Origin of the sequence: Salinarimonas ramus (assembly GCF_014645695.1) — a bacterium.
Taxonomy (GTDB): domain Bacteria; phylum Pseudomonadota; class Alphaproteobacteria; order Rhizobiales; family Beijerinckiaceae; genus Salinarimonas; species Salinarimonas ramus.
In genome coordinates this window covers 70,391-94,546 of record NZ_BMMF01000005.1, presented here as the reverse complement: position 1 = coordinate 94,546, position 24,156 = coordinate 70,391, and the positions used below count along the sequence as shown (strand labels likewise).

The window sequence follows — 24,156 nt, the reverse complement described above, 5'->3', positions numbered from 1 at the left end:
CCCCCATGCCCGTCGTCCATCTCGCCGATCGCGCCGTCCTGGAGGTCTCCGGGCCGCAGGCGGCCTCGTTCCTCGACGGGCTCGTCACCTGCGACGTCGACGCCGAGGGGTGCGCGAGCCCGCTCTTCGGCGCGCTGCTGACGCCGCAGGGCAAGATCCTGTTCGACTTCCTGATCCACAGGGTCCCCAGAGGCGGCGCCGAGGGTGAGGGCGAGGACGGGCAGGCGTTCCTCCTCGACACGCCGGCGGCCTTCGCCGCCGATCTCGCCAAGCGCCTGACCTTCTACAGGCTGCGCGCCAAGGTCGCGATCGCAGACGTGTCGGCCGAGCGGGCGGTGCTCGCCGGATGGGACGCACCGCCGCCCGTGGGCGAGGCGATCGTCGCCGGCACCGACCCGCGCCTCGCGGATCTGGGATGGCGCGCGATCGTCCCGCGATCATCCGTCGCAGGTCTCGCCGATGCACAGCCGCAGGACTACCATGCGCACCGGATCGCGTGCGGCGTGCCGGAGGGCGGCAAGGACTATCTCTTCGGCGAGACCTTCCCGCACGAGGCGCTGATGGACCAGGTCGCCGGCGTCGACTTCGAGAAGGGCTGCTATGTCGGCCAGGAGGTGGTCTCGCGCATGCAGCATCGCGGCACCGCGAGAACGCGCATCCTGCCAGCGACTTACGAGGACGATCTCGCTCCGGAGACCGGCGCCGACGTCCTGGCCGGCGAGCGCACGATCGGCAAGGCCGGTTCGTCCGCGGGCGGGCGCGGGCTCGTGATGGTCCGTCTCGACCGCGTCGGGGACGCGCTCGCCGAGGGCGTGGAGATCCGCGCCGGCGGGCGAAAGCTCACGCTCTTGCGGCCGCGCTTCGTGCGCTTCGAGACGCCGGCGGGGATCGAGGCGTTAACGAAGGATTGACCGCTTTCCTTCAAGTCTCGTAGACGCTCCTCCAGTCGCGTCTCACGGAGTCCCCGACACGATGCCCGTCCGCCCGCTCGTCCTCGCCGCCGGCGCAGCTCTCGTCGTCTGTGCCGCCACGCCCTCCCACGCCTTCGACTTCCTGCGGGGAGACTGGACCGTGACCGTCGGCGCGCGCGGCGTGGCCGCTCCGGTCTTCGAGGGCTCGGACGAGATGCGCTTCCGGCCGCTGCCGATCTTCTCGGTTCGCCGCGCCGGCACCGCCGCCACCTGGAAGGCGCCCGACGACGGGCTGCGGCTTGGCCTCCTCGAGCACGATCGGCTGCGCGTCGGCATCGTCGGCGCGTTCCGCGGCGCGCGGGACGAAGACGATTCGCGCGACCTGCGTGGGCTGGGCGACGTGGATTGGGCGGGCGAGATCGGCGTGTTCGCCGAGATCTGGGCCTCCGACGTCCTGCGCCTCTCCGCCGAGGTGCGTCGCGGCTTCAACGGGCACGAGGGCATCCTCACCGATCTCGGCGTCGACTACGTCGTGCGCCCTGAGCCGACCTGGACGCTGTCGGTGGGCCCGCGCGTCCGGCTCGCCAGCGACGACTACATGGACACCTATTTCGGCGTCGACGCCGCGCAATCGGCGCGCTCGGGCCTGCCGACCTACGATCCGGATGCCGGCCTGCGCTCCATCGGCGTTCTCGCCTCGGCGCAGGTGGCGCTCACCCAGTCCTGGACCGCGCTCGGCTATGCCCGCTACGACCGCCTGATGGGCGACGTGGCGGAGGCGCCGCTCGTGCGCTTCCGCGGCTCGCGCGACCAGTTCGGCGCGGGCGTCGGCCTGTCCTATTCCTTCGACGTCTCGCCCTTCGGGCCGCGGCGGTGAACGCCGACGGCTCCCTCGTCCGTCACGCGGACGGGCGCGATCGCTGCTGGTGGCCGGGCACGGACCCGCTCTACGTCGCCTATCACGACACCGATTGGGGCGTGCCCGAGCGGGACGATCGCGCGCTGTTCGAGAAGCTGATCCTCGACGGCTTCCAGGCGGGCCTCTCCTGGATCACGATCCTGCGCAAGCGCCCGCATTTTCGCGCGGTGTTCGACGGGTTCGAGCCCGAGCGTATCGTGCGCTGGGACGAGGCGAAGATCGCGGACCTGATGGCGGACCCCGGCATCGTGCGCAATCGCGCCAAGATCGAGGCGACGATCCGCGGCGCGCGGGCCTGGCTCGCCATCCAGGAGCGCGGCTCCTTCTCGACCTTCCTGTGGGATTTCGTCGACGGCACACCCGTGCAGCCGTGCCTCCGCACGCGCGCCGAATCGCCGACGAAGACGCCCGCCGCCGAGAAGATGGCGAAGGCGCTCAAGGCCGAGGGCTTCGGCTTCTGCGGCCCCACCATCGTCTACGCCTTCATGCAGGCGACCGGCATGACCAACGACCACCTCGTGGGCTGCTTCCGCCACGCGGAATGCGCGGCCCTGGCGACGCCGCGCTGAAGGCCATGGCCCGCACGCCGTCCTCGAAGCCGCGCCGAGAGGCCGCGCCGCGCGCCTGGCAGCGCATGCTCTCGGGCCGGCGCCTCGACCTTCTCGACCCCTCGCCGCTCGACGTCGAGCTCGACGACATCGCCCACGGCCTCGCCCGCGTCGCGCGCTGGAACGGCCAGACGCGGGGGGACCGGATCTTTTCCGTCGCCCAGCATTCGCTGCTCGTCGAGGAGATCGCGCAGGCGCTCGCTCCCGAGGCGCGGCCCGACGAGCGGCTCGGCATCCTCCTGCACGACGCGCCGGAATACGTGATCGGCGACATGATCTCGCCGTTCAAGGCCGTGATCGGGGACGTCTACAAGGAGGTGGAGGCGCGCCTCCTCGCCGCCATCCGCCTGCATTTCGGCCTGCGCGCCACGCCCTCCCAGGCGCTCGTGAAGCTCACCAAGCGCGCCGACCGCACCGCCGCCTACCTCGAGGCGACGCGGCTCGCCGGCTTCGCGGACGCGGAGGCCCGCGCCTTCTTCGGCACGCCCGACGGCGCGCCGGCGGACGTGCGGGCCTGGCTCGCGCCCTGGCCGGCCGAGGTCGCGCAGGCGCGTTTCGCCGAGCGCTGCGCGGCCCTGGCGGCGGCGTGCCGAGGCGCGTGACGGGCCGCGTGACGCTTTCGTCGCAGACAGGCCCGCGCGAAGGCGCTACCGTGCCGATCATGCCGCCCGCCGAGCCGCTCCACGATCTCGATCCCGCGCTCGCCGCCTCCGGCGACGTGGCGCGGTTCTGGCGCGTGGAGCGCTATGCCGGGCTCGATTGCCTGGCGGCGCGCTTCCGCCGGCACGCCTATGCGCGCCACACGCACGAGACCTACGCCATCGCCGGCATCGTCGCGGGCTGCGAGACCTTCTGGCGACGCGGCGTGCAGAACTACGCGCCCGCGGGTTCGCTGTGCCTCGTCTCGCCGGACGAGGCGCACGACGGCGCGCCGCACGGCGGCTATTTCGTCTATCGCACGCTCTACCCCTCGGCCGCGCTGATGCGCGAGGTGGCGGAGGACGTCGCCGGGCGCACGCTGCCCCGCGCGCCGTGGTTCGCGCCCTCCGTCGTCGAGGACCCCGCCCTCGTGGCGGAGCTCGCCGCCCTGCACGACGCGCTCGGTGCGGCCGATCACGGCGCGGGCACGCTCGAGACCGACGAGCGGCTCCTCGCCTTCCTCGGACGCCTGATCGCGCGCCACGGCGATCTCGACGGCGCGCCGCGTCCCGCGACGGGCGAGCGCCGGGGCGTCGGGCGGGCCCGCGCATTCATCGACGCGCGCTTCGCCGAGGAGATCGGCCTCGACGGGCTCGCCGCCGAGGCGGGGCTCTCGCGCACGCATCTCATCCGCGCCTTCAAGGCCGAGACGGGGCTCACCCCCCACGCCTACCAGGTCGATCGCCGGGTGCGGGCCGCACGTCGCCTGCTGATCGCGGGGGAGCCACCGGCGGCGGTGGCGACGGAGGCGGGCTTCTACGACCAGAGCCACCTCAACCGCGTCTTCAAGGCGCGCATGGGCATCACGCCGGGCGCCTACGCCGCCCTCGCGGCGTGAAGTCGGCGCGGCCGGCGGCTCAGGCCTTCTTCACCCAGCGCCCGCTCTCGTCCTGCGCCCAGTACGAGGCCTGGTGGCCCGCGGACTTCACCGCGCGCCAGCGCTCGCGCGCGGCGGCCAGCGCCGCGTCGTCGTTGCCGTCGAAGATCAGGATGACGCGCTGGTAGCGCGCGGGATCGTCGGGCATCGGCGCGCCGTCGACGAGGAGCACGGCGTCGGGCGCGTTGAGATCGGCGCCGGACGCTTGGATCAGCACCGTCTCCGCGGCGGCCTGCGGGTCGGCTTCCGTGGCGTGGGGCAGGAAGCCGTCGTCCTCGAAGGTCCAGAGCAGGTCGTCGAGGGCGTCGCGCCGCTCCGGGCTCGTCGTGCGGATCGCCACGCGCCAGCCCGCGCCGCGCGCCTTCGTCACGAGGCGCGGCAGCGTCTCCTCGAGGCTCGCCCGCTGGAGATGGTAGAACCAGACGTCGCTCATGCCGCGTTATGGCAGAGCCCGGCGGCCGCGTCACCCGCGCCGCCGCCGCGCTCCTGGCCGAAGGGGCCGGGCCGCCTCAGCCCTCGTAATGGTCGCGCACGAGGCGGTCGAGCAGGCGCACGCCGTAGCCGGAGCCGAAGGTGCGCGAGATCTCGGTCTGCGCCGCGCCCATGCCCGTGCCGGCGATGTCGAGATGCGCCCACGGCGTGTCCTCGACGAAGCGCTTGAGGAACTGCGCAGCCGTGATCGAGCCGGCATTGCGCCCGCCGCCGACGTTCTTGATGTCCGCGACCTTCGACTCGATCATCTTGTCGTAGGCGGGCCCGAGCGGCATGCGCCAGACCTTCTCGCCCGTCGCGAGGCCAGCGGCGTGGAGGCGCTCGGCCAGCGTGTCGTCGTTGGAGAACAGGCCGGCGTGCTCGTTGCCGAGCGCGACGAGGATCGCGCCCGTCAGCGTCGCGAGGTCGATCATGAAGGCGGGCTCGAACCGGTCGCGGACGTAGGTGATGACGTCGGCGAGGACGAGGCGGCCCTCGGCGTCGGTGTTGATCACCTCGACCGTAATGCCCGAGAGCGTCTCGACGATGTCGCCGGGGCGCTGGGCGCGGCCGTCGGGCATGTTCTCCACGAGGCCGATGGCGCCGATCACGTTGGCCTTCGCCTTGCGCGAGGCGAGCGCATGCATGAGGCCGACGACGCAGGCCGCACCCGCCATGTCGCCCTTCATGTCCTCCATGCCGCCGGCGGGCTTGATCGAGATGCCGCCGGTGTCGAAGACGACGCCCTTGCCGATGAAGGCGATGGGCTTGTCCTTCTTGCCCCCGCCGTTCCAGCGCATGATGGCGACGCGGGCGGGACGCTCGGAGCCCTGCGCGACGCCGAGCAGCGCGCGCATGCCGATCTTGGCGAGCTGCTTCTCGTCGAGGATCTCGACCTCGACGCCCACCTTCTCGAGGGACTTCGCCATGTCGGCGAATTCCACGGGGCCGAGCACGTTGGCGGGCTCGTTGACGAGATCGCGGGCGAGCGTCACGCCCTCGGCGAGGCCTTCGCGGATCTTCGCGGCCTTCTTCGTCGCCGACGGATCGGCGCAGGCGAGAGAGAGGCGACCGCCGGTCATGTCCTCGGCGTCGTCCCCGCCCTTCTCGTCGGCCTTGCTTTCGCTCTTGCCCTCACCCTTGGACTTCTTGCCCTTCTTCGACTTGTAGCGGTCGAAGGCATAGGCCCGCAGGCGCGCGCCGAGGCTGATCTCGGCGACCTCCTCGGGGCCGGCCGCGACCTCGGGGAGATCGCAGATCACGGTCGCGGTGCGGCCCGCGGTGCGCCCCGCGACGACGCCGCCGAGCAGGGCGAAATCGAGCTCCGCGCGCTCCTTGGCGCCGCCGATCCCGACGACCACGAGCCGGTCCACCGCGAGCCCGGCGGGCTGGGCGATGGACATCACGCTCTTCCACTTGCCCTTGAACTTCTCCGACTTGGCGGCACGCGCGACGAGGGAGGCCGCCTCGCCCAGCGTCTCCGCGGCCACCGGCCCGAGCGCGAGATCGTCGCCGACGAACACGACGAGATCGCCGCTGTCGGGCAGGGCGGGGGAGATGAAGTCGATCTTCAGCGGCTCGGCCATGGAAACCTCGTGTGGGGATGCGCGCGCGAGCGGGGATCGCGCGATTCGCGACGCTTTCGCGACGCTTTCGCGACAAGTTAGCCGATGGCTCGCGCAGGACAAGTGCGCGGGGCGCCGTCTCGCCATGGCATCCGTGGGCATGGCATCCGTGGGCATGGCATCCGCGGGCATCGGCGGAGGCTCGCCCTCGCCCTCAGCGCAAGACGCCGTCGAGCGAGGGCAGAGAGACGATCGCCGCGAGCGCGATCAGCGCGTAGCAGATGCGCCGGAACAGCGTCTCGGAGGCGAGCCCGAAGAGCCGCGAGCCGAGGAACAGCCCCGCCCCGTAGAACGGCGCGATCACGAGGGCGGTGGCGAGGATCGCCGGCGTCAGGAGCCCGCCGGCGACGTAGGCGACCGCGGTGCCCAGCGCCGCGAGGACGACGAAGACGACGAGGTTCGCGCGCACCTGCGCGGCCTTCGCCTGCGAGCCCAGCCAATAGGCGATGGCCGGCGGCCCGCCCACCTGCGCCGCCGCGGAGAGGAAGCCCGAGAGGACGCCCACGCCCGCGGTGAGCGGCGGCTTCGGGCGCCCGCGATAGCGGAAGCCCGAGACGAGGAGCGCCAGCAGCGCGACGATGAGCGCGACGAGGAGCCAGCGCATGGTGATCTCCTCCACCCACACGAGCGCCGCCGCCCCCGCCGGGACGCCGAGATAGGCGCCGAGCGTCATCACCGAGACGGCGCGCCTGTCGCAGGCGCGCCAGGCCGCGGGGACGAAGGGGGCGATGAGCACCGTGTCGAGGAGGAGCAGCACCGGCGCCGCCACCTGCGGACCGAGCGTGGCGGAGGCGAGCGGCATGAAGATCAGCCCGGCGCCGAAGCCCGCGAAGCCACGCGCCGTCGCGGCGACGAAGGCGGCGACCGCCGCGAACCAGAGCGGGAAGCCGGCGAGCTGCGCCGGCACGCCGATATTGACAAGCACGTCCGACACGCGCGACTCCTTCGTTCGCGCGACGTTCCCGCGCCCCTCACCGAATCGGCCTTCCCGACGATGGACATCATCCGCATTCTCGGCATCGACCCCGGCTTGCGCAAGACGGGCTGGGGGCTCGTCGCGGTAGAGGGCACGAAGCTGTCCTACGTCGCCTCCGGCGTGATCCAGTCCGACGGCGACCTCGATCTGGCGCTGAGGCTCAAGCAGCTCCACGACGGGCTCACCGCCATCGTGCGCGACTTCACGCCCGACGAGGTCTCGGTGGAGGAGACCTTCGTCAACAAGGACGCGCAGGCGACGCTCAAGCTCGGGCACGCCCGCGCCATGGCGCTGCTCGTGCCGGCGCTCGCGGGCCTGCCCGTCGCGGAATACGGGGCGAACCAGGTGAAGAAGACGGTCGTGGGCGTCGGCCATGCGGAGAAGGCGCAGGTCGCCGCCATGGTGCGCGCGCTCCTGCCCAAGGCGAACCCGAAGAGCGCGGACGCCGCCGACGCCCTCGCCATCGCCATCGCGCATGCGCATCATCGCAAGGCGCGCACGCTGAAGGCGGCTTTGCTGGGGGCATGAGGGGATGATCGGCAAGCTCAAGGGCGTGGTGGACGCCTACGGCGAGGATTTCGTGATCCTCGACGTCCACGGCGTCGGCTACGTGGCGCATTGCTCGTCGCGCACGCTCCAGCGCCTGCCGCCGGTGGGCGAGGCGGCGGTGCTGTCCATCGAGACCGTGGTGCGCGAGGACATGATCCGCCTCTACGGCTTCCGCTCCGACCCGGAGCGCGAATGGTTCAGGCTGCTCCAGCTCGTCCAGGGGGTGGGTGCGCGGGTCGCGCTCGGCATCCTCTCCGTGCTCGAGCCCGCCGAGCTCGCGACCGCGATCGCGTCCGGCGACAAGGCGGCGGTCGCCCGTGCGCCGGGCGTCGGCCCCAAGCTCGCCCAGCGCATCGTCGCCGAGATGAAGGACAAGGCGCCCGCCTTCGCGCCCATCGACCCGGTCATGGCCGGCCTCTCGGGCGGCGACGGCGCGCCGGAGCCCGGCCCGGCGCAGGACGCGGTCTCCGCGCTCGTCAATCTCGGCTACGGGCAGTCGCAGGCCGCCGCCGCCATCGCGGCCGCGCTCAGGGCCGCAGGCGAGGCGCCGACGACGGCGCAGCTGATCCGGATGGGGTTGAAGGAGCTGGCGCGGTGAGGAAGCCGCGGCGGTTTCGAGGCCGCCTATGAGCCCGATCAGCGCGCGGCGAGGGTCGGCCGGCGCGCCGACGCATTCCGCCGGGCGGCGCGGATGGCGCGCTCGACCTCGCGCGGATCGTCCGCGCCGACGGCGTCGAGATCGACGGTGACGCGGGTCTCGTCCAGGTCGAGGACCAGGCGTCGGCGAGCGGTGTCCGCGGTGCCGGGCCGCTCGTGCCGGCGCAGCGCCTGCGCGGCGACGATCATCAGGGAGAGCACGATCGCGGGAAACGCCAGAACAGCTACGATCTCGGCCATGGGCCGTCCTTTCGTCCGATGAACGAGAGTCGCGTCTGTTTAGATTTGTTTATAGGACTATGAGCGTGCACGGTTCGCGAGTCAATGCCGATGCACGCTTCAGTTCCTTCCGCGTGCCCCGCCACGATGCCGCCATCGCGAGCGCGGAAGAGCGAGCTGGACAAGCTGCCCCACCCGCCGGAAGACTGCCGGCCGATCGCCTCCTGGAGACGCCCATGCCGACCCGTCGCGCCACCCTCGCGGGCCTCCTCTCGGGGGCCGCCCTCGGCGCGCCGCTCGCCGCCTCGTTCGCCTCGCGCGCCGACGCGCAGGAGGCCGTGGTGCCGCGCCGAATCCCCGGGGAGCTCGCCGAGCAGGCGCGCACGCGCCCCGCGCTCGTGCCCGTCGGCGACGTTTCCGGCGACGTGATCTTCGTCGAGTTCTTCGACTACAATTGCCCCTGGTGCCGCGCGTCGGCGGGGCACCTCGACGCCCTGGCCGCGATGCCGGGCGTCGGCGTCTTCCTCGCCAACTACCCGATCCTGTCGGACGCCTCGCAGGAGGCCGCCGCCATCGCGCTCGGCGTCCTGGCGCATGCGGGGCCGGACGCCTATCGCGGCTTCCACACGGCGCTCTTCGCGGCGCGCGGGCTCGTCGACGGGGCGCGCGCCCTCGCCGTCGCCGAGGAGCGCGGGCTCGACGTCGACGCGGTCGGGCGCGCGGCGGCGCTGCCGGGGATCGCGCCGGCGCTGGAGGACATCGTCGTCACCGGGCGCCTGATCGGCTTCGACGCGACGCCCTCGACCCTGGTCGGCCCATGGGCGTGGGAGGGCTATGTCGACCTTCCCGAGAAGAGCCGCATCGTCGCCGACCTGCGGGCCTGACGAGGAGAAAGGCGCCGCCGTGACCCGCACCGAGTCCGCCCGCGCCGCGACCCTCGTCGTCTCCCTCGCGACCCTCGCCTCGCGGGTGCTCGGCTTCGTGCGCGACGTGCTCGTCGCGGCGACGCTCGGGGCCGGGCCGGTGGCGGACGCGTTCCTGGTGGCCTTCCGCCTGCCGAACCTCGCGCGCCGCGCGCTCGCGGAGGGCGCGCTGACCGCGGGCTTCGCGCCGCTCTACGGCCGCGTTCTCGAGCGCGACGGCGCGCGTGCCGCGGCGCGGCTCGGCGGCGAGGCGTTGAGCGGCCTCGCGCTGCTGCTCGCGCTCGCCACCGCGCTCGCCATGATCGGCGCCGGCGCGCTCGTCCTCGCCGTCGCCGCCGGCTTCGCGGACGACGCCGCCCTCGTGGCGCGCACGACCGAGCTCGCGCGGCTCGCGCTGCCGGGGATCGTGGGCTTCGGCTGCGCGGGGCTTCTCGCCGCGATGCTCGCCGCGCGCGAGCGGGTCGCGGCGCTCGCGCTCGCGCCGCTCGCGACGAACCTCGTGCTGATCGCCTCGCTCCTGCTGCTGCCCCGCCTCACGGCGGACCCGGAGCTCCTCGCCCGCCCGCTCGCAGGGAGCGTGGCGCTGGCGGGCTTCGTTCAGCTCGCCATCGTCGCCGTCGCCGCGCGACGGATCGGGGCCGTGACCCTCGCCCTCCCGCGGCTCGGGCCGGAGCTGCGCACCGCGCTCGCGCTCGTCGGGCCGGCGCTCGTCACGGTGGCGAGCGTCGAGCTCGTCTTCCTCGCGGCGACGCAGGCCGCCTCCTTCACGCCGGGCCTCGTCGCGCGGCTCTATTATGCGGAGCGCCTGGTGCAGCTGCCGCTCGGCATCGTGGCGAGCGTGGCGACGACGGTGCTGCTGCCGCGGCTCGCGACCCGCGTGCGCGCGGGGGATTCCGGCGGCTTCGCGGCGGCGCAGAACCGGGCCCTCGAGGCGACGGCGATCCTCGCTCTGCCCGCCGCGACGGGGCTCCTCGTCCTCGCCGAGCCCATCGTGCGCGTGCTCTTCGTACGCGGCGCCTTCGGAGAGGCCGACGCGATGGCGACGGCGGCGATCCTCGCGGGCCTCGCCCTCGGCCTGCCGCTGGCGGCGGCGGCGAAGATCCTCCAGCAGGGCGCCTTCGCCCGCGAGCGCGCCCGCCCGGGCCTCGTCGCGACGATGGCGGCGATCGCCGCGACGCTCGCGGCCTGCTTCCTGCTCACGCCCGCCCTCGGCCCGCTCGGTCTCGGGCTCGGCGTCGCCGCCGGGCTCCTCGTCCAGGCCGGCGCGCTCGCCATCGTCGCCATGCGCGTCGAGGGCTGGCGGCCGGACGCGCGCCTCGTGGCCCGCCTGGGGCGTGCTGCGCTCGCCAGCGCGATCATGGCGGGCGCGCTCGTTCTCGCGGCGAGCGCAGGAATCGATCTCGGCCGGCCGCTTCCCCTCGCCCTCGCCTGCATCGGCGGCGGCGCGCTCTACGCGCTGGCGGCCGTCGCGCTGGGCGCCGTGACCCGCGCCGATCTGGCCGGCGGGCCGAGGAAATCCCCGCCCGAAGCCCCGTGACACGCACGCTCCCGCCAGGAGCAGAGCGGAACGGCGAAGCCTGCCCCCGCGTTCGTCCCGCATCTTCCCGGACGCGGCGCCCATGGGCGCGGTCCGGCCGTGAACGACACGAAAGGGTACATCATGGACCGCAAAGTCGACGACGTGAGCGCGCGCCAGGGCTGGCGCGGCCGGCCCGTCCTCGCGATCCTGGTCATATCGATGGCGCTGGCGACGCTCGCCTTCCTCGTCTTCGTGGGCTGGGTCTGGGACACGTCTCCCGACATGGACACGCCGAGCGAGACGCCGGCCGTCAACTCCCCGGCGAACGAGGTCAACCCGGCGCCCACCGCGAACCCGAACTGACGAAGGCTCAGCGCGTGCGGCGCAAGACGAGGATCATGTTGTTCGCGGGCATGTCGATGCGTTCCGCGAGCACCAGCCCCTCGGCCTGCGCCGCCGCGGCAACGTCCGCCACGTCGCGGATGCCCCAGCGCGGATCGCGCGCCTTGAGCGAGGCGTCGAACTCCGCATTCGAGGGCGCGGTGAAGCGCCCGTCGACGTTGAAGGGCCCGTAGAGCACCAGCGGCCCGCCCGGCGGCAGGAGCCGCCCCGCGCCGGCGAGGAGGCCGAGACCGGCTTCCCACGGCGCGATGTGGATCATGTTGATGGACACGACGGCGTCGGCGCGCGTCACCGGCCAGGTCGGCGATGCGGCATCGAGCGCCATCGGCTCGTCCAGATTCGAGAGCCCCGCCTCGGCGCGCCAGGCGGCGATGCTGATGCGGGCGTCCGGATCGGGGTCGCTGGGCCGCCAGACGAGGCCGGGGAGGGCGCGCGCCATGTGGATCGCGTGCTCGCCCGTGCCGCTCGCCACCTCCAGCACGACGCCCGTCTCGGGCAGGACGCGCCGCAGCACCGCGAGGATCGGGTCGCGATTGCGTGCCGCCGCCGGCGCGACGCGCGCGCCCGGTGGCGGAACGACCGCATCTCCCTCCATGCCGCGCGTCAGCTCGCGACGGCGCGGGGCGCCGTGCGCCGGCGCGGGGCGGCGAGCGCGTCCTGCCGGCGCATGAAGCCGGCGATGGCGGGCGCGACCTCGGCGCGGAAGCGCGAGCCGTTGAACACGCCGTAATGCCCGACGCGCTTCTGCAGATGGTAGAGCTTCTTCTCGTCGGGCAAGTTCGGCGCGAGCTCGAGGGCGGCGAGCGTCTGGCCGACGCCGGAAATGTCGTCGCGCTCGCCCTCGACCGCCATGATCGCGCAGCGCGTGATGGCGGTGGGGTCGACCCGCCGGCCGCGATGCAGCATCGTGCCCTTGGGCAGCGCGTGCTCGACGAACACGGTCTCGACGGTCTGGAGGTAGAATTCCGCCGTGAGGTCCATCACCGCGAGATACTCGTCGTAGAACTCGCGGTGCTTCTCGGCGGAATCGCCGTCTTCCTCGACGAGGTGGTTGAACATGTCCCAATGGGCGGTGATGTGCCGGTCGAGGTTCATCGCCATGAAGCCCGACAGCTGGTAGAAGCCGGGATAGACGTCGCGCCAGAAGCCGAGGTTCGGCGGCGGCACCTTGACGATGCAGTTGCGGCGGAACCAGTCCGTGCCGCGCTCCTGCGCGACGAGGTTCACGGCGGTGGGCGAGCGGCGCGTGTCGATCGGCCCGCCCATCAGCGTCATCGAGCGCGGCACGCAGGGCTCGTCGGCGTCCTCCATCAGCGAGATCGCGGCCAGCACCGGCACCGCCGGCTGGCACACGGCCATGACGTGCACGTCGGGGCCGAGCATGCGGCACATCGAGATGACGTAGTCGATGTAGGTGTCGAGGTCGAACGCGCCCTCGACGAGGGGCACCTCGCGGGCGTCCGCCCAGTCGGTGATGTAGACCTCGTGATTCGGCAGGAAGGCCTCGACCGTGCCGCGCAGGAGCGTGGCGTAATGGCCCGACATCGGCGCCACCATGAGCACCTTGGGGTCCTGCGCCCGCGAGTTGTCGGCGATCTTGCGGTCGAAATGCAGGAGCCGGCAGAAGGGCCGCTCCCACACGACTCGCTCGGTCACCGGCGTCTCGACACCGTCGACGATCGTCGTGTCGAGCAGGAAGGCCGGCTTGCCGTAGCGCCGCGTGACGCGCTCGAACAGCTCGCACGTCGCCGCCATGGTCTTGCCGTAGGGCGTGTGCGTCAGCGGATTGACGGGATTCTTGAAGGCGATGCGGGTCGCGTCGGTCGCGGCGCGAGCCGGCGCGAGCATCATGTGGCCGGCTTCGTACCAGAAGTAAGCGAGGTCCATCGTCTGCCCACCTTTCGCGAACGACGCCCGGCTCGGGCGGCGGCGCGCCGACGGCGCTCCGCTCTCCGGGTCTAGTGGCGAACCCGAACGGTCGCCTGCCGTTCCACAGCTTGACGGCAACGCGGCGATCGGTCGACCGGATTCCTACCTAGAACGTCTTATCACATCGTCACGGCGCACAGACACCTCGCCTTCCGTCGAAGGCGAGAGGATCGCCGTGAACCTGTTGCACGGGCGACACCGACCTCGGCGACAAACCCTCGCGACGGCGCGGCCTGTTCGGATCGGCCCGCGCACGCTATCTCAGTCGCCGTGAGGACCCCGTGAACGCCATCGAGCCCCAACGCCTGACCGGAAGCGCGCGGCGCCTGCGCCTCGACACCCTCGTGCGCCTGCGCTGGCTCGCGGTGATCGGCCAGAGCGCGGCGGTGTCGGGCGTACAGTTCGGGCTCGGCCACGATCTGCCCTTCGGCGCCTCCTTCGTGCTCATCGCCGCGTCGGCCTGGCTGAACCTGGCGCTGCGGGTGCGCTACCCGGCGAGCCATCGGCTCTCGGACGACGCGGCGACCTTCCTGCTGGCCTTCGACATCGCTCAGCTCGCGGCGCTGCTCTTCCTCACGGGCGGCCTGCAGAACCCCTTCGCGCTGCTCTTCCTGGCGCCGGTCCTGATCTCGGCGACCGCGCTCACGCCGAGGCGCACGCTCCTCCTGGGGCTCCTGGTCGTCGCCTGCGCCACGCTGCTCGGCTTCTTCCACGAGCCCCTGCCGTGGCGCGACGGGGAGGTGCTCGACCTGCCCTTTCTCTACATCCTGGGCGTCTGGGCGGCGATCCTGCTCGGGACCGGCTTCATCGGCGTCTACGCCTGGCGCGTGGCGGAGGAGGCGCGCCAGCTGGCCCAGGCGCTGGCGGCGACGGAGCTCGTCCTCGCCCGCGAGCAGCACCTCTCCCAGATCGACGGCCTCGCCGCGGCCGCGGCGCACGAGCTCGGCACGCCGCTCGCCACCATCGCCCTCGTCGCCAAGGAGCTGTCGAAGCGCCTCGCGAACGATGCCGAGGTCGCCGACGACGTGACGCTCCTGCGCGAGCAGGTGGAGCGCTGCCGCGCCATCCTCGGCCAGCTGACCTCGCGGGGCGAGGAGGCGGACGGCGAGTTCCTGGAGCGCATGACGCTGATGCATCTCGTGGAGGAGCTCGTCGACCCCATGCGCGGCATCGGCGTGGGCATCCGCATCGCCCGCGCGGGCGAGGGCACCCCGCCGCGGGGGCGGCGCAATGCCGGGCTCGTCTACGGGCTGACCAACCTCCTCGACAACGCGGTCGACTTCGCCGAGGACGAGGTCGTCGTCGAGGCCGGCTGGGACGAGCGCCAGGTCTGGATCGAGATCCGCGACGACGGGCCGGGCTTCCCCGCCGACGTGCTGCTGCGGCTCGGCGAGCCCTACGTCACCACGAGAGGCCACGACAAGCGCGGGCCCGACGAGGAGGCCGCCGGCCACGGGCTCGGCGTGTTCATCGCCAAGACGCTGATCGAGCGCACCGGCGCGCAGCTGAGCCTGACGAACGGCCCCTCCCCGGAGGTCGGCGCCATCGCCCGCGTGGCGTGGTCGCGCGCGGAATTCGAGGCCGGCGGCTGAGCCGGGCGGTCAAGCGCGATCCGATCACGAACACGTGATCGACGCGCCTGCGCTGGAATGCGCTCTCGCGCGTCCTACATCACGTGTCGACGGCAGGACGCCGCTCGGACCGGCGCGCATCCGGACTTCCCTTCGGGTGCGGGCCTCGGTCGAGGCGGCTCTCGCGGGCCGCAGCGCCCGCGCCGCCGAGCGAGGAGTACGAGCACGATGATCGAAGCGCAGAGCCCGGAGGTCACCATTCAGGCGCAGGGGGACATGTCGCTCCTGATCGTGGACGACGATCGCCCCTTCTCGACACGGCTGGCCCGCGCCATGGAGCAACGCGGCTACGCCGTGCGCGTCGCCGAGAGCGTGGCGGACGGTATCGCCGCCGTGGACGGCGCCCCGCCGGCCTTCGCCGTGATCGACATGCGCCTGGGCGACGGCAACGGCCTCGACGTGATCACGCGGCTCAAGGAGAAGCGCCCCGACGCCCGCGGCGTGGTGCTCACCGGCTACGGCAACATCGCCACCGCCGTGACGGCGGTGAAGCTCGGCGCCTTCGACTACCTGGCGAAGCCCGCCGACGCGGACGAGATCGATGCGGCCCTGCGCGCGGAGCCCGGCGCCCGCGCCGACCCGCCGGAGAACCCGATGTCCGCCGACCGGGTGCGGTGGGAGCACATCCAGCGCGTCTACGAGCTGTGCGGGCGCAACGTCTCCGAGACCGCGCGGCGCCTCAACATGCACCGGCGCACGCTCCAGCGCATCCTCGCCAAGCGCGCGCCGCGCTGACGAAGGGCGCGCAAGCGCTCGGACGCCGATCCGCCGCGCAGGGCGTGCCAACCCCGCACGAACCGTGCTAGACGCCCCGCCGGAGGCGCCAGCACGCTCATGGCCGACGAGACGACACGCAAGCCGAGAAAACGCCAGCTCCTGTCGGGGGACACCTGGCCGATCATGCGCCGCCTGTGGCGCGAGCGGATGCGCGCGCATCGGCGAACGCTCGCTCTCGTGCTCGTCCTCATCGCGGTGGGCGCCGGCGCCACGGCGCTCTACCCGCTCCTGATCCGCGAGGCCTTCGACGCCTTCGACCGGCGCGACCTCGACCTGATCTACTGGGCGCCTCTCGTCGTCATCGTCGTCACCTCGATCAAGGGCTTCGCGCTCTTCGGCCAGACGGCGCTGACGCAGCGCACCGTGGCGCGGATCGAGGCCGACATGCAGGCCGCCCTCTACGCGCGCCTGCTCTCGCTCGATCTCGCCCAGCTCGGGCGCGAGAGCCCCGCCTCCCTGACCCAGCGCTTCACGACGGACTTCACCTACATCCGCGAAGCGATGGTACGCATCTTCACGGTGTTCTTCCGCGACATCGCCACCATCGCGGCGCTCGTCGTCGCCATGCTCGTCATCGACCCGTGGATGACGCTCGTCGCCGTCCTGGTCGCGCCCTTCGTGGCGCCGCCCATCGCGCGCATCGGCAAGCGCCTGCGGCGCGTGTCGACGGCGACCCAGGAGCAGATCGGCGACATGGCGGGGCTCGTCACCGAGAGCCTCGCGGGCGTGCGCGTCGCCAAGACCTACCGGATGGAGCCCTATCTCGAAGGCCGCGCGCGGGGCGCCTTCGACCAGGTGCGCGACCTCAAGATCAAGGCGGCGACGCAGCGCGCGCGGCTCGATCCGCTGCTCGAGATCGCCGGCGGCGCGGCGGTGGCGGGCGTGCTCCTGCTCATCGGCGTGCGCATCGGGCGTGGCGAGACCACGATCGGCGACTTCACCGGCTTCGTCACGGCGCTGCTCATGGCGGCGCAGCCGATCCGGGCGCTCGGTAACCTCAACGCCATCGTGCAGGAGGCCATCGCCGCGCTCCACCGGCACTGGGCGCTCCTCGACGAGCGGCCGCTCATCGCGAGCGCTCCCGGCGCCGTGCCGCTCGCGGTGGGCGCAGGCGAGGTGCGCTTCGAGGACGTGCGCTTCCGCTACCGCGCGGACGCGCCGGCGCTGGAGGGGATCGACCTCGTCGTCCGCCCCGGCGGCACGACCGCCCTCGTCGGGCGCTCGGGGTCGGGCAAGTCCACCCTCGTCGCCCTCGTGGCGCGCCTCTACGACGCCACGCACGGCCGCGTCCTCGTCGACGGGCAGGACGTGCGCACGGTGACGCTCGAGAGCCTGCGCGACGCCATCTCCGTCGTGTCGCAGGACGCGGTGCTGTTCGACGACACGATCCGCGCCAACATCGCCTTCGGCCGTCCCGGTGCGAGCGAGGACGAGATCGTCGCGGCCGCCCGCGCGGCGGCGGCGCACGACTTCATCGTGGCGCTGCCGGAGGGCTACGACATGCGCGTGGGCCCGGCCGGCGGGCGGCTCTCTGGGGGCGAGCGCCAGCGCGTCGCCCTGGCGCGCGCCTTCCTCAAGGACGCGCCGATCCTGCTCCTCGACGAGCCGACCTCGGCCCTCGACGCCCAGTCCGAGCGCCTCGTCCAGGACGCGCTGGGGCGCCTGATGGCCGGGCGCACGACGCTCGTCGTCGCGCATCGGCTCTCGACGGTGCGCGACGCGGACGAGATCGTCGTGATGGAGGCCGGCCGGATCGTCGAGCGCGGCCGGCACGCCGAGCTCGTCGCCGCCGGCGGCGCCTATGCGCGGCTCGAGCGGCTGCAGCGCTCGGATGCGCCGGAGGCCGCCGAGGGTTGAGGCCGTCTGCAAATGTGATCGATTACAGATTGGGGATAACCGACACCCTCGGTTTCCTTGAGAGCGCGACTCACGCTATCTCGGATCAACGGGAGCGGGAGGCGCACATGCTCGATCAGCTGACCTACGAGGATTTCAAGGACGAGATCGGCAAGACCTTCGTGCTCGAAGGCGTCGGCGGTCGCGTGGAGATGGAGCTCATCGCCGCCCGGCTCTCGCCCTATCCCGGCCTGCCGGCGCGGCGCCGGGCCTTTGCGATCCTGTTCGTCACGGCGCCTACGCCGATCCTCGACAACCAGATGTACAACATTCGCCACCCCAGAAAGGGCCTGATGGAGGGCGTGTTCATCACCCCTGTCATCCCGGCGATCTCGGACATCGAGAAGCTGAACGGCAAGCGCGTCTACGAGGCCGTGTTCAACTGAGGCTGGCGTTCGAGGCCAGTGTCGCCTCAGTCGGAGGCTTCCGTGGCGGGCGCCTCGGCGACGCGCAGGCTCGCATCGGGGCGCGCGGGCGGGAGAGGCGCCGGCTGCTCTGTCGGCCCGAGCGATCCCGTGGCGTCGGCGCGCGCCCGGCGCCATTGCGCGGCGACCTCCTCGCGCAGGCTGATGCCGAGACGTTCGTCCACCTTGGCGCGCAGGGCGCCCGAGACGCCGGCGCCGTCGCGGAAGTCGACGAAGCCTCGCCCGTCGAAGACGAGGGCGCCCGCATTGGTGACGAGGACGTCCCCGCGCCGGAGCGTCGGATCGCCGGCCCGCCACAGCTCGTCGGGCGTGCGCTCGCGCGTGCAGCCGCATTCCGCCACCCGCTCGCGACGATGGCGCAGGGCGTTCTCGAGCGCCGCGTAGGGGCGCCCGCTGTCCAGCGCGCGGGCCGCGGCGAAGCCCGCATCGCGCGAGCCGACATAGAGCTCGGTCGCGGCGCCGGGGCACGCGGCGGCGCAGGCCGCGCGGTGCAGGTCCGCGTCGCCGCGCCCGCGCAGCGTGCCGAGGGGAAAGGCGTAGCCGTCGCAGGTGCGCACGCAGAAGCTCGTGCCGATCCCGGCGATCGCCGCGGGCGCGGACTCGCTCGTGGTGGCGCGGGGCGTCGCGGGAGCGGGCGCGCGCGTGGGTGCGGGGCTCGGCGCAGCACGGCGCGGGGCGGGCTCCGGGGCTAGCGCGCCGCCGCGGCCGAACAGCAGCTCGATGAAGCCGCCGCCGAGATCGGCGGTCACGATCGGCGCCTCGTGCGCGTGCGGCGCCTCTTGCGCGTGCGGCGCCGCGCGCGTTGGCACGATGCCCGCCGCCACGAGCAGCGCCAGCGCGCCGAGCGCACATCCCCATTCTCGGTACCGATCCCGGACCGTCCGTCGCATGCCTCGTCCCCGTTCCCTCGAGACCGGGGGACGATGGCGCGGGCAGTCTTGCCGACCGGTGAGTCGCGCGCCGTCGCGGGGCACGATCCGGAATCGTGCTCAACGAAGACCCAACAAGATCGGTTAACGACGCTTCGCCGCCCGCGCTTGATCTCCCTCAACGCGCCGGATGCCGCGCGCGGCCAGGATCGCGCCGACAAAAGGAGCCTCCACCCATGCTCAAGCTCGCGATCCTCGTCTTCATCCTGTGCGCGCCGACCTTCGCGGGCACGCTCGTGATCGGCGTCCTCACGGCGAACATGGCGCTCGACAGCGCGGCGCCGATCCTGATCGCGGCGGCGCTCGGCGTCCTCGCCGCGTTCCCCGCGAGCTGGTGGATCGCGCGCGCGATCCTGCGCAACCAGGAGCCGCGTCGCCACGGCGCCTGACGCTCGGGTCGCCGGGCGGCTCGCGCGCCGGTCGCTTGCACGCGGACGATCCCTGCGCCACGTTGCGGCCATGGACGCCGCCTCGCCCGCTCCCGCCTCGCCGTATCGCTTCGTGCCGCCCGCCCGGCGCGGGTCGCGGGCATGGCGCGGGTCGCGGGCTTGGCGCGGCGTGCTGGCGCGCATGGCGGAGATCGTCTACCCGCCCGCTTGCCCGGCCTGCGCCCGCGCGCTCGCCGAGCCGCTCGGCTTGTGCGCGGCGTGCTGGCGGGAGCTGACCTTCCTCGAGCGGCCCTGGTGCGCGCGCCTCGGCATCCCCTTTCCCGTGGAGATGGGGGAGGGCGTGCTCTCGGCGGAGGCGATCGCCAACCCGCCGCCCTACGATCGGGCACGTGCAGCGGTGGCCTACGAGGGCGCGGCACGGGTCCTCGTGCACAAGCTCAAATACGGCGACCGGATGGACCTCGCCGCGGTGCTCGCGCGCATGATGCTGCGCGCAGGGCGCGAGATCCTGGCCGACGCGGATCTCCTCGTGCCCGTGCCGCTCCATCGCGGGCGTCTGTGGCGGCGGCGCTTCAACCAGGCGGCGGCGCTCTCCGCCGCCCTGTCGCGGGCGAGCGGCGTGCCGGCCGACCCGCTCCTGCTGCGCCGCGTGAAGCCCACGCGCACGCAGGTGGGGCTCACCCGCCCGCAGCGCGCCTCGAACCTGTCGGGCTCGCTCCTGGTGCCCAAGCCCCTGCGCCCGCGCGTCGCCGGGCGCCGCGTCGTCCTCGTCGACGACGTGCTGACAACCGGCGCGACGGCGGACGCCTGCGCCCGGGCGCTGCGCCGCGCCGGCGCCGCGCGCATCGACGTCCTCGCCTTCGCGCGGGTCGTGCCGGAGGCGTGAGCGGACGCGCGCCCCGCGTCGGCACGGCGTGCGAGAGCCGGGGATAACCCTCCGTTCACGATAGCTAAAATCGTCCGGGTCGGCTTTACGGGCCGTTCAGCGTGGCCGGCGTCTTCTCGTTCCCGTGATCGAGCCCGCCGACGACGCGGGCTCCAGGAGCGGAGAGCCGAGATGAGAGCCGGCACGGCGCGTAGCGGGACTGGAACCGAGGCGAGCGTCCTGCGCATGCGGGGCTGCGCGGAGGCCGTGCAGGGCTACCGTTCGACGGCCCGCGCCTCGCTTACCGCGGCCGCCCTCGCCTGCGCCGGCCTGCTCGGCGGCGTGGCCATGGTGGCGCTGTCCCTGGTGTGACGGGAGCGCGGCCCTCAGGCCGCCTTCGCCATGGCCGCGTTGAGGCAGGAGATCTCCACCGGGCGCCCGGGGCGGGCGATCAGCGTGCAGCCGCGGGGCATCTCGCGCCAGCCCTCGCGCTCGGCGTCGATGGGCTCGGAGACGACGAGGAGCCCCGTGGCGCTCTCGCGCCAATAGAGCGAAGGCGGGCGGTCGTCGCAGGCCCAGCGATAGGCGACGAGGCTCTCCCCGTCGGTATAGGCGGCGGTGAAGCGCAGGGGCTCGTCCACGTCAGCCGATCGCGTCGCCGCACGCACGATGGCGAGGGTGCGCGCCATCGCCGCGAGGGGCTCCTCGGCGAGGCCGTTCGCCAAAGCGAGCAGGAAGATCGCCTCGGAATCGGTGTTGCCCTGGCGCGCCTCGAAGAGATCGTCCGGGATCAGGGCGTCGAGCTTGCGGCGGATGCGAGCGTAGCCGCCGATCTGCCCGTTGTGCATGAACAGATGCCGGCCCTGCTTGAAGGGATGGCAGTTCGCCCGCGTCGTCGCGGTGCCGGTGGAGGCGCGCACATGCGCGAAGAAGAGCCGCGAGCGCACCTGCTCGGCGAGGCTCGCGAGGTTCTCGTCCGACCAGGCCGGGCGGATCTCGCGATAGAGCCCCGGCTCCGGCCGCTCCCCGTACCAGCCGATCCCGAACCCGTCCCCGTTCGTCTCGGTCTTCGCCTCCTCGGCGTGGAGCGACTGGTGCACGAGGGAGTGCTTGGGCGCGCAGACGAGATCCGCGACATAGACCGGATCGCCCCGGTAGGCGAGAAAGCGGCACATGGCCGGCGGGCTCCTGGAGGCGCGAATCACCCCGATGGCGAGCGCGCGCGGATGAGCGGAAGAATGACGAGGACGAGATTAGCGGGACGTGAACGCCCTGTCAGCCGCCGGCCCTCATTGTTTTCCGACGCACCCGCTCACAGGATGAACCGGCTCAGGTCCGCGTTCTTCGCGAGATCCGCGACGCGCGAGCGCACGTAGTCGCCGTCGACCGTCACCGTCTCGCCGCCCTTCTCGGGTGCGGCGAAGGAGATCTCGTCGAGGACGCGCTCGATCACCGTCTGCAGGCGCCGCGCGCCGATGTTCTCGACGTTGGAATTCACCTCCACCGCGATGCGCGCGAGCGCGTCGATGCCGTCCGCCGTGAAATCGAGGGTGACGCCTTCGGTCTCCATCAGCGCCACCGACTGCTTGATGAGGCTCGCCTCGGTCTCGGTGAGGATGCGTCGGAAATCCTCCACGTCGAGGGAGGTGAGCTCGACGCGGATCGGCAGGCGGCCCTGCAGCTCGGGCAGGAGGTCGGAGGGCTTGGAGACGTGGAAGGCGCCGGACGCGATGAAGAGGATGTGGTCCGTCTTCACCGGGCCGTGCTTGGTGGCGACGGTGGTGCCCTCGATGAGGGGCAGGAGGTCGCGCTGCACGCCCTCGCGGGAGACGTCGGCGCCGGAGCGGCCCTCCCGGGCGCAGACCTTGTCGATCTCGTCGAGGAAGACGATGCCGGCGTTCTCCACCTCGCGGATGGCGTCGGCGACGAGCGCCTCCTGGTCGAGGAGCTTGTCGCTCTCCTCGGCGATGAGCGGCTCGTAGGCGTCCTTGACGGTCATCCGGCGCGGCTTGGTGCGCCCGCCGAAGGCCTTGCCGAACATGTCGCCGAGCGAGATCGCGCCCACCGAGGCGCCGGGCATGCCCGGCAGCTCGAGCATCGGCATGCCGCCGGAGCCCGCCTGCATCTCGAGTTCGATCTCCTTGTCGTCGAGGAGGCCCTCGCGCAGCTTCTTGCGGAAGGAATCGCGCGTCGCCTGGCTGGCGGCCGGGCCGACGAGCGCATCGAGCACGCGGTCCTCCGCCGCCATCTCGGCCTTGGCCTTCACCGAGCGGCGGCGCTCCTCCTTGACGAGGCCGATGCCGATCTCGACGAGGTCGCGCACGATCTGCTCGACGTCGCGCCCGACATAGCCCACCTCGGTGAACTTCGTCGCCTCGACCTTGAGGAAGGGCGCCTTGGCGAGCTTGGCGAGGCGGCGCGCGATCTCGGTCTTGCCGCAGCCGGTGGGCCCGATCATCAGGATGTTCTTGGGCATCACCTCGTCCCGGATCGGGCCGGTGAGCTGCTGGCGGCGCCAGCGATTGCGCAGCGCGATCGCGACCGCGCGCTTGGCGTCCGTCTGCCCGACGATGTAACGATCGAGCTCGGAGACGATCTCGCGGGGGGAGAAGGTGGTCATGCCGGATCCTGTCGTGATCGGTACGCTGTGAGAAGGAAGACGGGATGGCTCCCAGGCTGTGGTTGATCGCCGGGGCGAACGGCGTGGGCAAGACGACCTACGCCTTCCGGCACATCCGCGCGGTGTCCGGCTCCGCGGCCTTCGTCAACCTCGACGAGATCGCCCGCGGGCTGTCGCCGCTCGACGTGGAAGCCGGCCGGGTCGCCGCCTCGCGGATCGCCATCGCACGCATCGCGGAATTCATGCAGGCGCGCCGCTCGTTCTCCCTGGAGACGACGCTGGCCGGCCGCACGCATCTGCGCACCATCGAGGCCGCGCACGAAGCCGGCATGGAGGTGGCGATCCTCTATTTCGCCGTCTCGCGGGTCGAGATCAGCATCGAGCGGATCGCGCGGCGGGTGCGCCAGGGCGGGCACGACGTCCCGGAGGCCGACGCGCGCCGTCGCTTCGCGCGCTCGCTCGCCAATTTCGCGCTCTACGCGTCGCGGGCGGACCAGTGGAGCGTCTTCGACGCCGACGGTCAGCCGACCATCGTCGCGGAAGGGCGGCGCGGTTGCATCGCCATGCGCGGCGAGACGGCGGGCCTGCCGCGCACGCTCGTCGATGCGCTCGACGCCATGCCCGCCTGCGCGGAGGGATGACGGCTGCGCTGTCGCCGGCTCGCCCGCCATCAGACGGCGCTCTCCAGGCTCTCGATGACGAGGTTGCCGTTGGTGTAGACGCAGATGTCGGCGGCGATCTGGAGCGAGCGGCGCACGACCGTCTCCGCGTCGAGATCGGTGTCCATCAGCGCGCGGGCGGCGGCGAGCGCGTAATTGCCGCCCGAGCCGATCGCCATGACGCCGGCCTCCGGCTCGAGCACGTCGCCGGCGCCCGAGAGGAGCAGGCCCACGTCCTTGTCGGCGACGAGCATCATGGCTTCGAGCCGGCGCAGGTAGCGGTCCGTGCGCCAATCCTTGGTGAGCTCGACGCAGGCGCGCACCAGCTGCCCGGGATATTGCTCGAGCTTGCCCTCGAGCCGCTCGAACAGCGTGAAGGCATCGGCGGTGGCGCCGGCGAAGCCGCCGATCACCGAGCCCTTGGCCAGCGTGCGCACCTTGCGGGCGTTGCCCTTCACGATCGTCTGCCCGAGGCTCACCTGCCCGTCGCCGCCGACGACGAGCTTGCCGTCCTTGCGGACCATGAGGATCGTCGTGGCGTGCATGCGCGGCGCGCTGTCGTCGGTCTGGGACACGGGGCGGGGCTCCGGTGAGGTGTCTCGTCTGGAAGGTCTCGTCGGTCTCGACATGACTTAAGCTGCGGGTCGGAGATTTCCAACCGGGGCAGGAGCGGTCTCACGT

The 24,156-nt window shown here is 72.6% G+C and carries 28 protein-coding genes; 18 read left to right on the top strand and 10 right to left on the bottom strand.

What is annotated here, in order from left to right:
* The first annotated feature begins 5 nt into the window (after positions 1-5).
* The 5 genes from ygfZ (at position 6) to IEX89_RS09385 (ending at position 3,975) form a co-directional block, all read left to right on the top strand.
* Entirely contained in the window at positions 6-911 is a 906-nt protein-coding gene (gene ygfZ / locus IEX89_RS09405; protein WP_188912089.1) for a CAF17-like 4Fe-4S cluster assembly/insertion protein YgfZ, read from the top strand.
* A gap of 61 nt (positions 912-972) precedes the next feature.
* Complete coding sequence (locus IEX89_RS09400) at positions 973-1,788, top strand: MipA/OmpV family protein (RefSeq protein WP_188912087.1); 816 nt, start codon at positions 973-975, stop codon at positions 1,786-1,788.
* Positions 1,785-2,399, top strand: coding sequence for a DNA-3-methyladenine glycosylase I (locus IEX89_RS09395; protein ID WP_188912085.1), 615 nt, complete (start codon positions 1,785-1,787; stop codon positions 2,397-2,399). Before IEX89_RS09400 ends, IEX89_RS09395 begins: the two co-directional genes overlap by 4 nt.
* 5 nt (positions 2,400-2,404) lie before the next feature.
* A complete protein-coding gene (locus IEX89_RS09390) occupies positions 2,405-3,040 on the top strand; it encodes an HD domain-containing protein (protein ID WP_188912083.1) in 636 nt (211 codons plus the stop codon).
* 59 nt (positions 3,041-3,099) lie between these two features.
* Entirely contained in the window at positions 3,100-3,975 is an 876-nt protein-coding gene (locus tag IEX89_RS09385; RefSeq protein ID WP_244645281.1) for an AraC family transcriptional regulator, read from the top strand.
* Positions 3,976-3,994: 19 nt separating this feature from the next.
* On the opposite strand, the gene IEX89_RS09380 is transcribed toward IEX89_RS09385, so the two are convergent.
* The 3 genes from IEX89_RS09380 to IEX89_RS09370 all read right to left on the bottom strand — a co-directional run bounded on the left by IEX89_RS09380 (position 3,995) and on the right by IEX89_RS09370 (position 7,044).
* Positions 3,995-4,447, bottom strand: a complete 453-nt coding sequence (locus IEX89_RS09380; RefSeq protein WP_188912079.1) for a DNA polymerase III subunit chi — start codon at positions 4,445-4,447, stop codon at positions 3,995-3,997.
* 76 nt (positions 4,448-4,523) lie between these two features.
* Positions 4,524-6,071, bottom strand: a complete 1,548-nt coding sequence (locus IEX89_RS09375) for a leucyl aminopeptidase (protein ID WP_188912077.1) — start codon at positions 6,069-6,071, stop codon at positions 4,524-4,526.
* A 193-nt stretch (positions 6,072-6,264) separates the two neighbouring features.
* Positions 6,265-7,044, bottom strand: a complete 780-nt coding sequence (locus IEX89_RS09370) for a sulfite exporter TauE/SafE family protein (RefSeq protein WP_244645242.1) — start codon at positions 7,042-7,044, stop codon at positions 6,265-6,267.
* A 60-nt stretch (positions 7,045-7,104) separates the two neighbouring features.
* On the opposite strand from IEX89_RS09370, the gene ruvC reads away from it, so the two are divergent.
* Both ruvC and ruvA read left to right on the top strand, forming a co-directional pair.
* On the top strand, positions 7,105-7,614 hold the full coding sequence (gene ruvC / locus IEX89_RS09365; RefSeq protein WP_188912076.1) for a crossover junction endodeoxyribonuclease RuvC: 510 nt from the start codon (positions 7,105-7,107) through the stop codon (positions 7,612-7,614).
* A 4-nt stretch (positions 7,615-7,618) separates the two neighbouring features.
* On the top strand, positions 7,619-8,233 hold the full coding sequence (gene ruvA / locus IEX89_RS09360; protein ID WP_188912075.1) for a Holliday junction branch migration protein RuvA: 615 nt from the start codon (positions 7,619-7,621) through the stop codon (positions 8,231-8,233).
* Between the two features lie 38 nt (positions 8,234-8,271).
* On the opposite strand, the gene IEX89_RS09355 is transcribed toward ruvA, so the two are convergent.
* Complete coding sequence (locus IEX89_RS09355; RefSeq protein WP_188912073.1) at positions 8,272-8,532, bottom strand: hypothetical protein; 261 nt, start codon at positions 8,530-8,532, stop codon at positions 8,272-8,274.
* A gap of 215 nt (positions 8,533-8,747) precedes the next feature.
* Here IEX89_RS09355 and IEX89_RS09350 point away from each other — a divergent pair, with 215 nt between their 5' ends.
* The 3 genes from IEX89_RS09350 to IEX89_RS09340 all read left to right on the top strand — a co-directional run bounded on the left by IEX89_RS09350 (position 8,748) and on the right by IEX89_RS09340 (position 11,316).
* Positions 8,748-9,395 carry a DsbA family protein gene (locus IEX89_RS09350; RefSeq protein ID WP_188912071.1) on the top strand — a complete coding sequence of 216 codons (648 nt, stop codon included), beginning with the start codon at positions 8,748-8,750 and terminating at the stop codon, positions 9,393-9,395.
* A 19-nt stretch (positions 9,396-9,414) separates the two neighbouring features.
* Positions 9,415-10,971 (top strand): murein biosynthesis integral membrane protein MurJ, encoded by a 1,557-nt coding sequence (gene murJ / locus IEX89_RS09345; RefSeq protein ID WP_188912069.1) that lies wholly within the window; start codon positions 9,415-9,417, stop codon positions 10,969-10,971.
* Between the two features lie 123 nt (positions 10,972-11,094).
* Positions 11,095-11,316, top strand: a complete 222-nt coding sequence (locus IEX89_RS09340; RefSeq protein ID WP_188912067.1) for a hypothetical protein — start codon at positions 11,095-11,097, stop codon at positions 11,314-11,316.
* 7 nt (positions 11,317-11,323) lie between these two features.
* On the opposite strand, the gene IEX89_RS09335 is transcribed toward IEX89_RS09340, so the two are convergent.
* Both IEX89_RS09335 and IEX89_RS09330 read right to left on the bottom strand, forming a co-directional pair.
* Positions 11,324-11,950: a DUF938 domain-containing protein gene (locus tag IEX89_RS09335; RefSeq protein WP_188912065.1), complete on the bottom strand. Its 627-nt coding sequence runs from the start codon at positions 11,948-11,950 to the stop codon at positions 11,324-11,326.
* Between the two features lie 8 nt (positions 11,951-11,958).
* Entirely contained in the window at positions 11,959-13,242 is a 1,284-nt protein-coding gene (locus tag IEX89_RS09330) for a polyhydroxyalkanoate depolymerase (RefSeq protein ID WP_188912063.1), read from the bottom strand.
* A gap of 323 nt (positions 13,243-13,565) precedes the next feature.
* Here IEX89_RS09330 and IEX89_RS09325 point away from each other — a divergent pair, with 323 nt between their 5' ends.
* The 4 genes from IEX89_RS09325 to IEX89_RS09310 all read left to right on the top strand — a co-directional run bounded on the left by IEX89_RS09325 (position 13,566) and on the right by IEX89_RS09310 (position 17,974).
* Positions 13,566-14,876 (top strand): ActS/PrrB/RegB family redox-sensitive histidine kinase, encoded by a 1,311-nt coding sequence (locus IEX89_RS09325; RefSeq protein ID WP_188912061.1) that lies wholly within the window; start codon positions 13,566-13,568, stop codon positions 14,874-14,876.
* Between the two features lie 207 nt (positions 14,877-15,083).
* Positions 15,084-15,650, top strand: coding sequence for an ActR/PrrA/RegA family redox response regulator transcription factor (locus IEX89_RS09320; protein ID WP_188912053.1), 567 nt, complete (start codon positions 15,084-15,086; stop codon positions 15,648-15,650).
* A 99-nt stretch (positions 15,651-15,749) separates the two neighbouring features.
* Entirely contained in the window at positions 15,750-17,549 is a 1,800-nt protein-coding gene (locus IEX89_RS09315; protein WP_188912046.1) for an ABC transporter ATP-binding protein, read from the top strand.
* Positions 17,550-17,656: 107 nt separating this feature from the next.
* Positions 17,657-17,974, top strand: coding sequence for a DUF6916 family protein (locus IEX89_RS09310; RefSeq protein WP_188912045.1), 318 nt, complete (start codon positions 17,657-17,659; stop codon positions 17,972-17,974).
* A gap of 26 nt (positions 17,975-18,000) precedes the next feature.
* On the opposite strand, the gene IEX89_RS09305 is transcribed toward IEX89_RS09310, so the two are convergent.
* Positions 18,001-18,762: a DUF2865 domain-containing protein gene (locus tag IEX89_RS09305; RefSeq protein ID WP_188912043.1), complete on the bottom strand. Its 762-nt coding sequence runs from the start codon at positions 18,760-18,762 to the stop codon at positions 18,001-18,003.
* A gap of 356 nt (positions 18,763-19,118) precedes the next feature.
* On the opposite strand from IEX89_RS09305, the gene IEX89_RS09300 reads away from it, so the two are divergent.
* The 3 genes from IEX89_RS09300 to IEX89_RS09290 all read left to right on the top strand — a co-directional run bounded on the left by IEX89_RS09300 (position 19,119) and on the right by IEX89_RS09290 (position 20,568).
* Positions 19,119-19,331: a CTP synthetase gene (locus IEX89_RS09300; protein ID WP_188912041.1), complete on the top strand. Its 213-nt coding sequence runs from the start codon at positions 19,119-19,121 to the stop codon at positions 19,329-19,331.
* Between the two features lie 70 nt (positions 19,332-19,401).
* A complete protein-coding gene (locus IEX89_RS09295; RefSeq protein ID WP_188912039.1) occupies positions 19,402-20,217 on the top strand; it encodes a ComF family protein in 816 nt (271 codons plus the stop codon).
* A gap of 171 nt (positions 20,218-20,388) precedes the next feature.
* A complete protein-coding gene (locus IEX89_RS09290; protein WP_188912037.1) occupies positions 20,389-20,568 on the top strand; it encodes a hypothetical protein in 180 nt (59 codons plus the stop codon).
* 14 nt (positions 20,569-20,582) lie between these two features.
* Here IEX89_RS09290 and IEX89_RS09285 read toward each other — a convergent pair whose 3' ends face one another.
* Together IEX89_RS09285 and hslU are read right to left on the bottom strand one after the other, a co-directional pair.
* Positions 20,583-21,371, bottom strand: a complete 789-nt coding sequence (locus tag IEX89_RS09285; RefSeq protein ID WP_188912035.1) for a class II glutamine amidotransferase — start codon at positions 21,369-21,371, stop codon at positions 20,583-20,585.
* A gap of 137 nt (positions 21,372-21,508) precedes the next feature.
* Positions 21,509-22,816, bottom strand: coding sequence for an ATP-dependent protease ATPase subunit HslU (hslU, locus tag IEX89_RS09280; RefSeq protein ID WP_188912034.1), 1,308 nt, complete (start codon positions 22,814-22,816; stop codon positions 21,509-21,511).
* Positions 22,817-22,860: 44 nt separating this feature from the next.
* Between hslU and IEX89_RS09275 the strand changes: the two genes are divergently transcribed.
* Positions 22,861-23,457 carry an ATPase gene (locus IEX89_RS09275; RefSeq protein WP_188912032.1) on the top strand — a complete coding sequence of 199 codons (597 nt, stop codon included), beginning with the start codon at positions 22,861-22,863 and terminating at the stop codon, positions 23,455-23,457.
* A 29-nt stretch (positions 23,458-23,486) separates the two neighbouring features.
* On the opposite strand, the gene hslV is transcribed toward IEX89_RS09275, so the two are convergent.
* Positions 23,487-24,050: an ATP-dependent protease subunit HslV gene (gene hslV / locus IEX89_RS09270; RefSeq protein ID WP_188912030.1), complete on the bottom strand. Its 564-nt coding sequence runs from the start codon at positions 24,048-24,050 to the stop codon at positions 23,487-23,489.
* Between the last annotated feature and the right edge of the window lie 106 nt (positions 24,051-24,156).

Excerpts from the sequence above, each read along its gene's own strand:
- ygfZ (WP_188912089.1), top strand. The coding sequence starts at position 6 with ATGCCCGTCGTCCATCTCGCCGATCGCGCCGTCCTGGAGGTCTCCGGG.
- IEX89_RS09400 (WP_188912087.1), top strand. The coding sequence starts at position 973 with ATGCCCGTCCGCCCGCTCGTCCTCGCCGCCGGCGCAGCTCTCGTCGTC.
- IEX89_RS09390 (WP_188912083.1), top strand. The coding sequence starts at position 2,405 with ATGGCCCGCACGCCGTCCTCGAAGCCGCGCCGAGAGGCCGCGCCGCGC.
- IEX89_RS09385 (WP_244645281.1), top strand. The coding sequence starts at position 3,100 with ATGCCGCCCGCCGAGCCGCTCCACGATCTCGATCCCGCGCTCGCCGCC.
- IEX89_RS09380 (WP_188912079.1), bottom strand. The coding sequence starts at position 4,447 with ATGAGCGACGTCTGGTTCTACCATCTCCAGCGGGCGAGCCTCGAGGAG.
- IEX89_RS09375 (WP_188912077.1), bottom strand. The coding sequence starts at position 6,071 with ATGGCCGAGCCGCTGAAGATCGACTTCATCTCCCCCGCCCTGCCCGAC.
- ruvC (WP_188912076.1), top strand. The coding sequence starts at position 7,105 with ATGGACATCATCCGCATTCTCGGCATCGACCCCGGCTTGCGCAAGACG.
- ruvA (WP_188912075.1), top strand. The coding sequence starts at position 7,619 with ATGATCGGCAAGCTCAAGGGCGTGGTGGACGCCTACGGCGAGGATTTC.
- IEX89_RS09355 (WP_188912073.1), bottom strand. The coding sequence starts at position 8,532 with ATGGCCGAGATCGTAGCTGTTCTGGCGTTTCCCGCGATCGTGCTCTCC.
- IEX89_RS09350 (WP_188912071.1), top strand. The coding sequence starts at position 8,748 with ATGCCGACCCGTCGCGCCACCCTCGCGGGCCTCCTCTCGGGGGCCGCC.
- IEX89_RS09340 (WP_188912067.1), top strand. The coding sequence starts at position 11,095 with ATGGACCGCAAAGTCGACGACGTGAGCGCGCGCCAGGGCTGGCGCGGC.
- IEX89_RS09335 (WP_188912065.1), bottom strand. The coding sequence starts at position 11,950 with ATGGAGGGAGATGCGGTCGTTCCGCCACCGGGCGCGCGCGTCGCGCCG.
- IEX89_RS09330 (WP_188912063.1), bottom strand. The coding sequence starts at position 13,242 with ATGGACCTCGCTTACTTCTGGTACGAAGCCGGCCACATGATGCTCGCG.
- IEX89_RS09320 (WP_188912053.1), top strand. The coding sequence starts at position 15,084 with ATGATCGAAGCGCAGAGCCCGGAGGTCACCATTCAGGCGCAGGGGGAC.
- IEX89_RS09315 (WP_188912046.1), top strand. The coding sequence starts at position 15,750 with ATGGCCGACGAGACGACACGCAAGCCGAGAAAACGCCAGCTCCTGTCG.
- IEX89_RS09310 (WP_188912045.1), top strand. The coding sequence starts at position 17,657 with ATGCTCGATCAGCTGACCTACGAGGATTTCAAGGACGAGATCGGCAAG.
- IEX89_RS09300 (WP_188912041.1), top strand. The coding sequence starts at position 19,119 with ATGCTCAAGCTCGCGATCCTCGTCTTCATCCTGTGCGCGCCGACCTTC.
- IEX89_RS09295 (WP_188912039.1), top strand. The coding sequence starts at position 19,402 with ATGGACGCCGCCTCGCCCGCTCCCGCCTCGCCGTATCGCTTCGTGCCG.
- IEX89_RS09290 (WP_188912037.1), top strand. The coding sequence starts at position 20,389 with ATGAGAGCCGGCACGGCGCGTAGCGGGACTGGAACCGAGGCGAGCGTC.
- IEX89_RS09285 (WP_188912035.1), bottom strand. The coding sequence starts at position 21,371 with ATGTGCCGCTTTCTCGCCTACCGGGGCGATCCGGTCTATGTCGCGGAT.
- hslU (WP_188912034.1), bottom strand. The coding sequence starts at position 22,816 with ATGACCACCTTCTCCCCCCGCGAGATCGTCTCCGAGCTCGATCGTTAC.
- IEX89_RS09275 (WP_188912032.1), top strand. The coding sequence starts at position 22,861 with ATGGCTCCCAGGCTGTGGTTGATCGCCGGGGCGAACGGCGTGGGCAAG.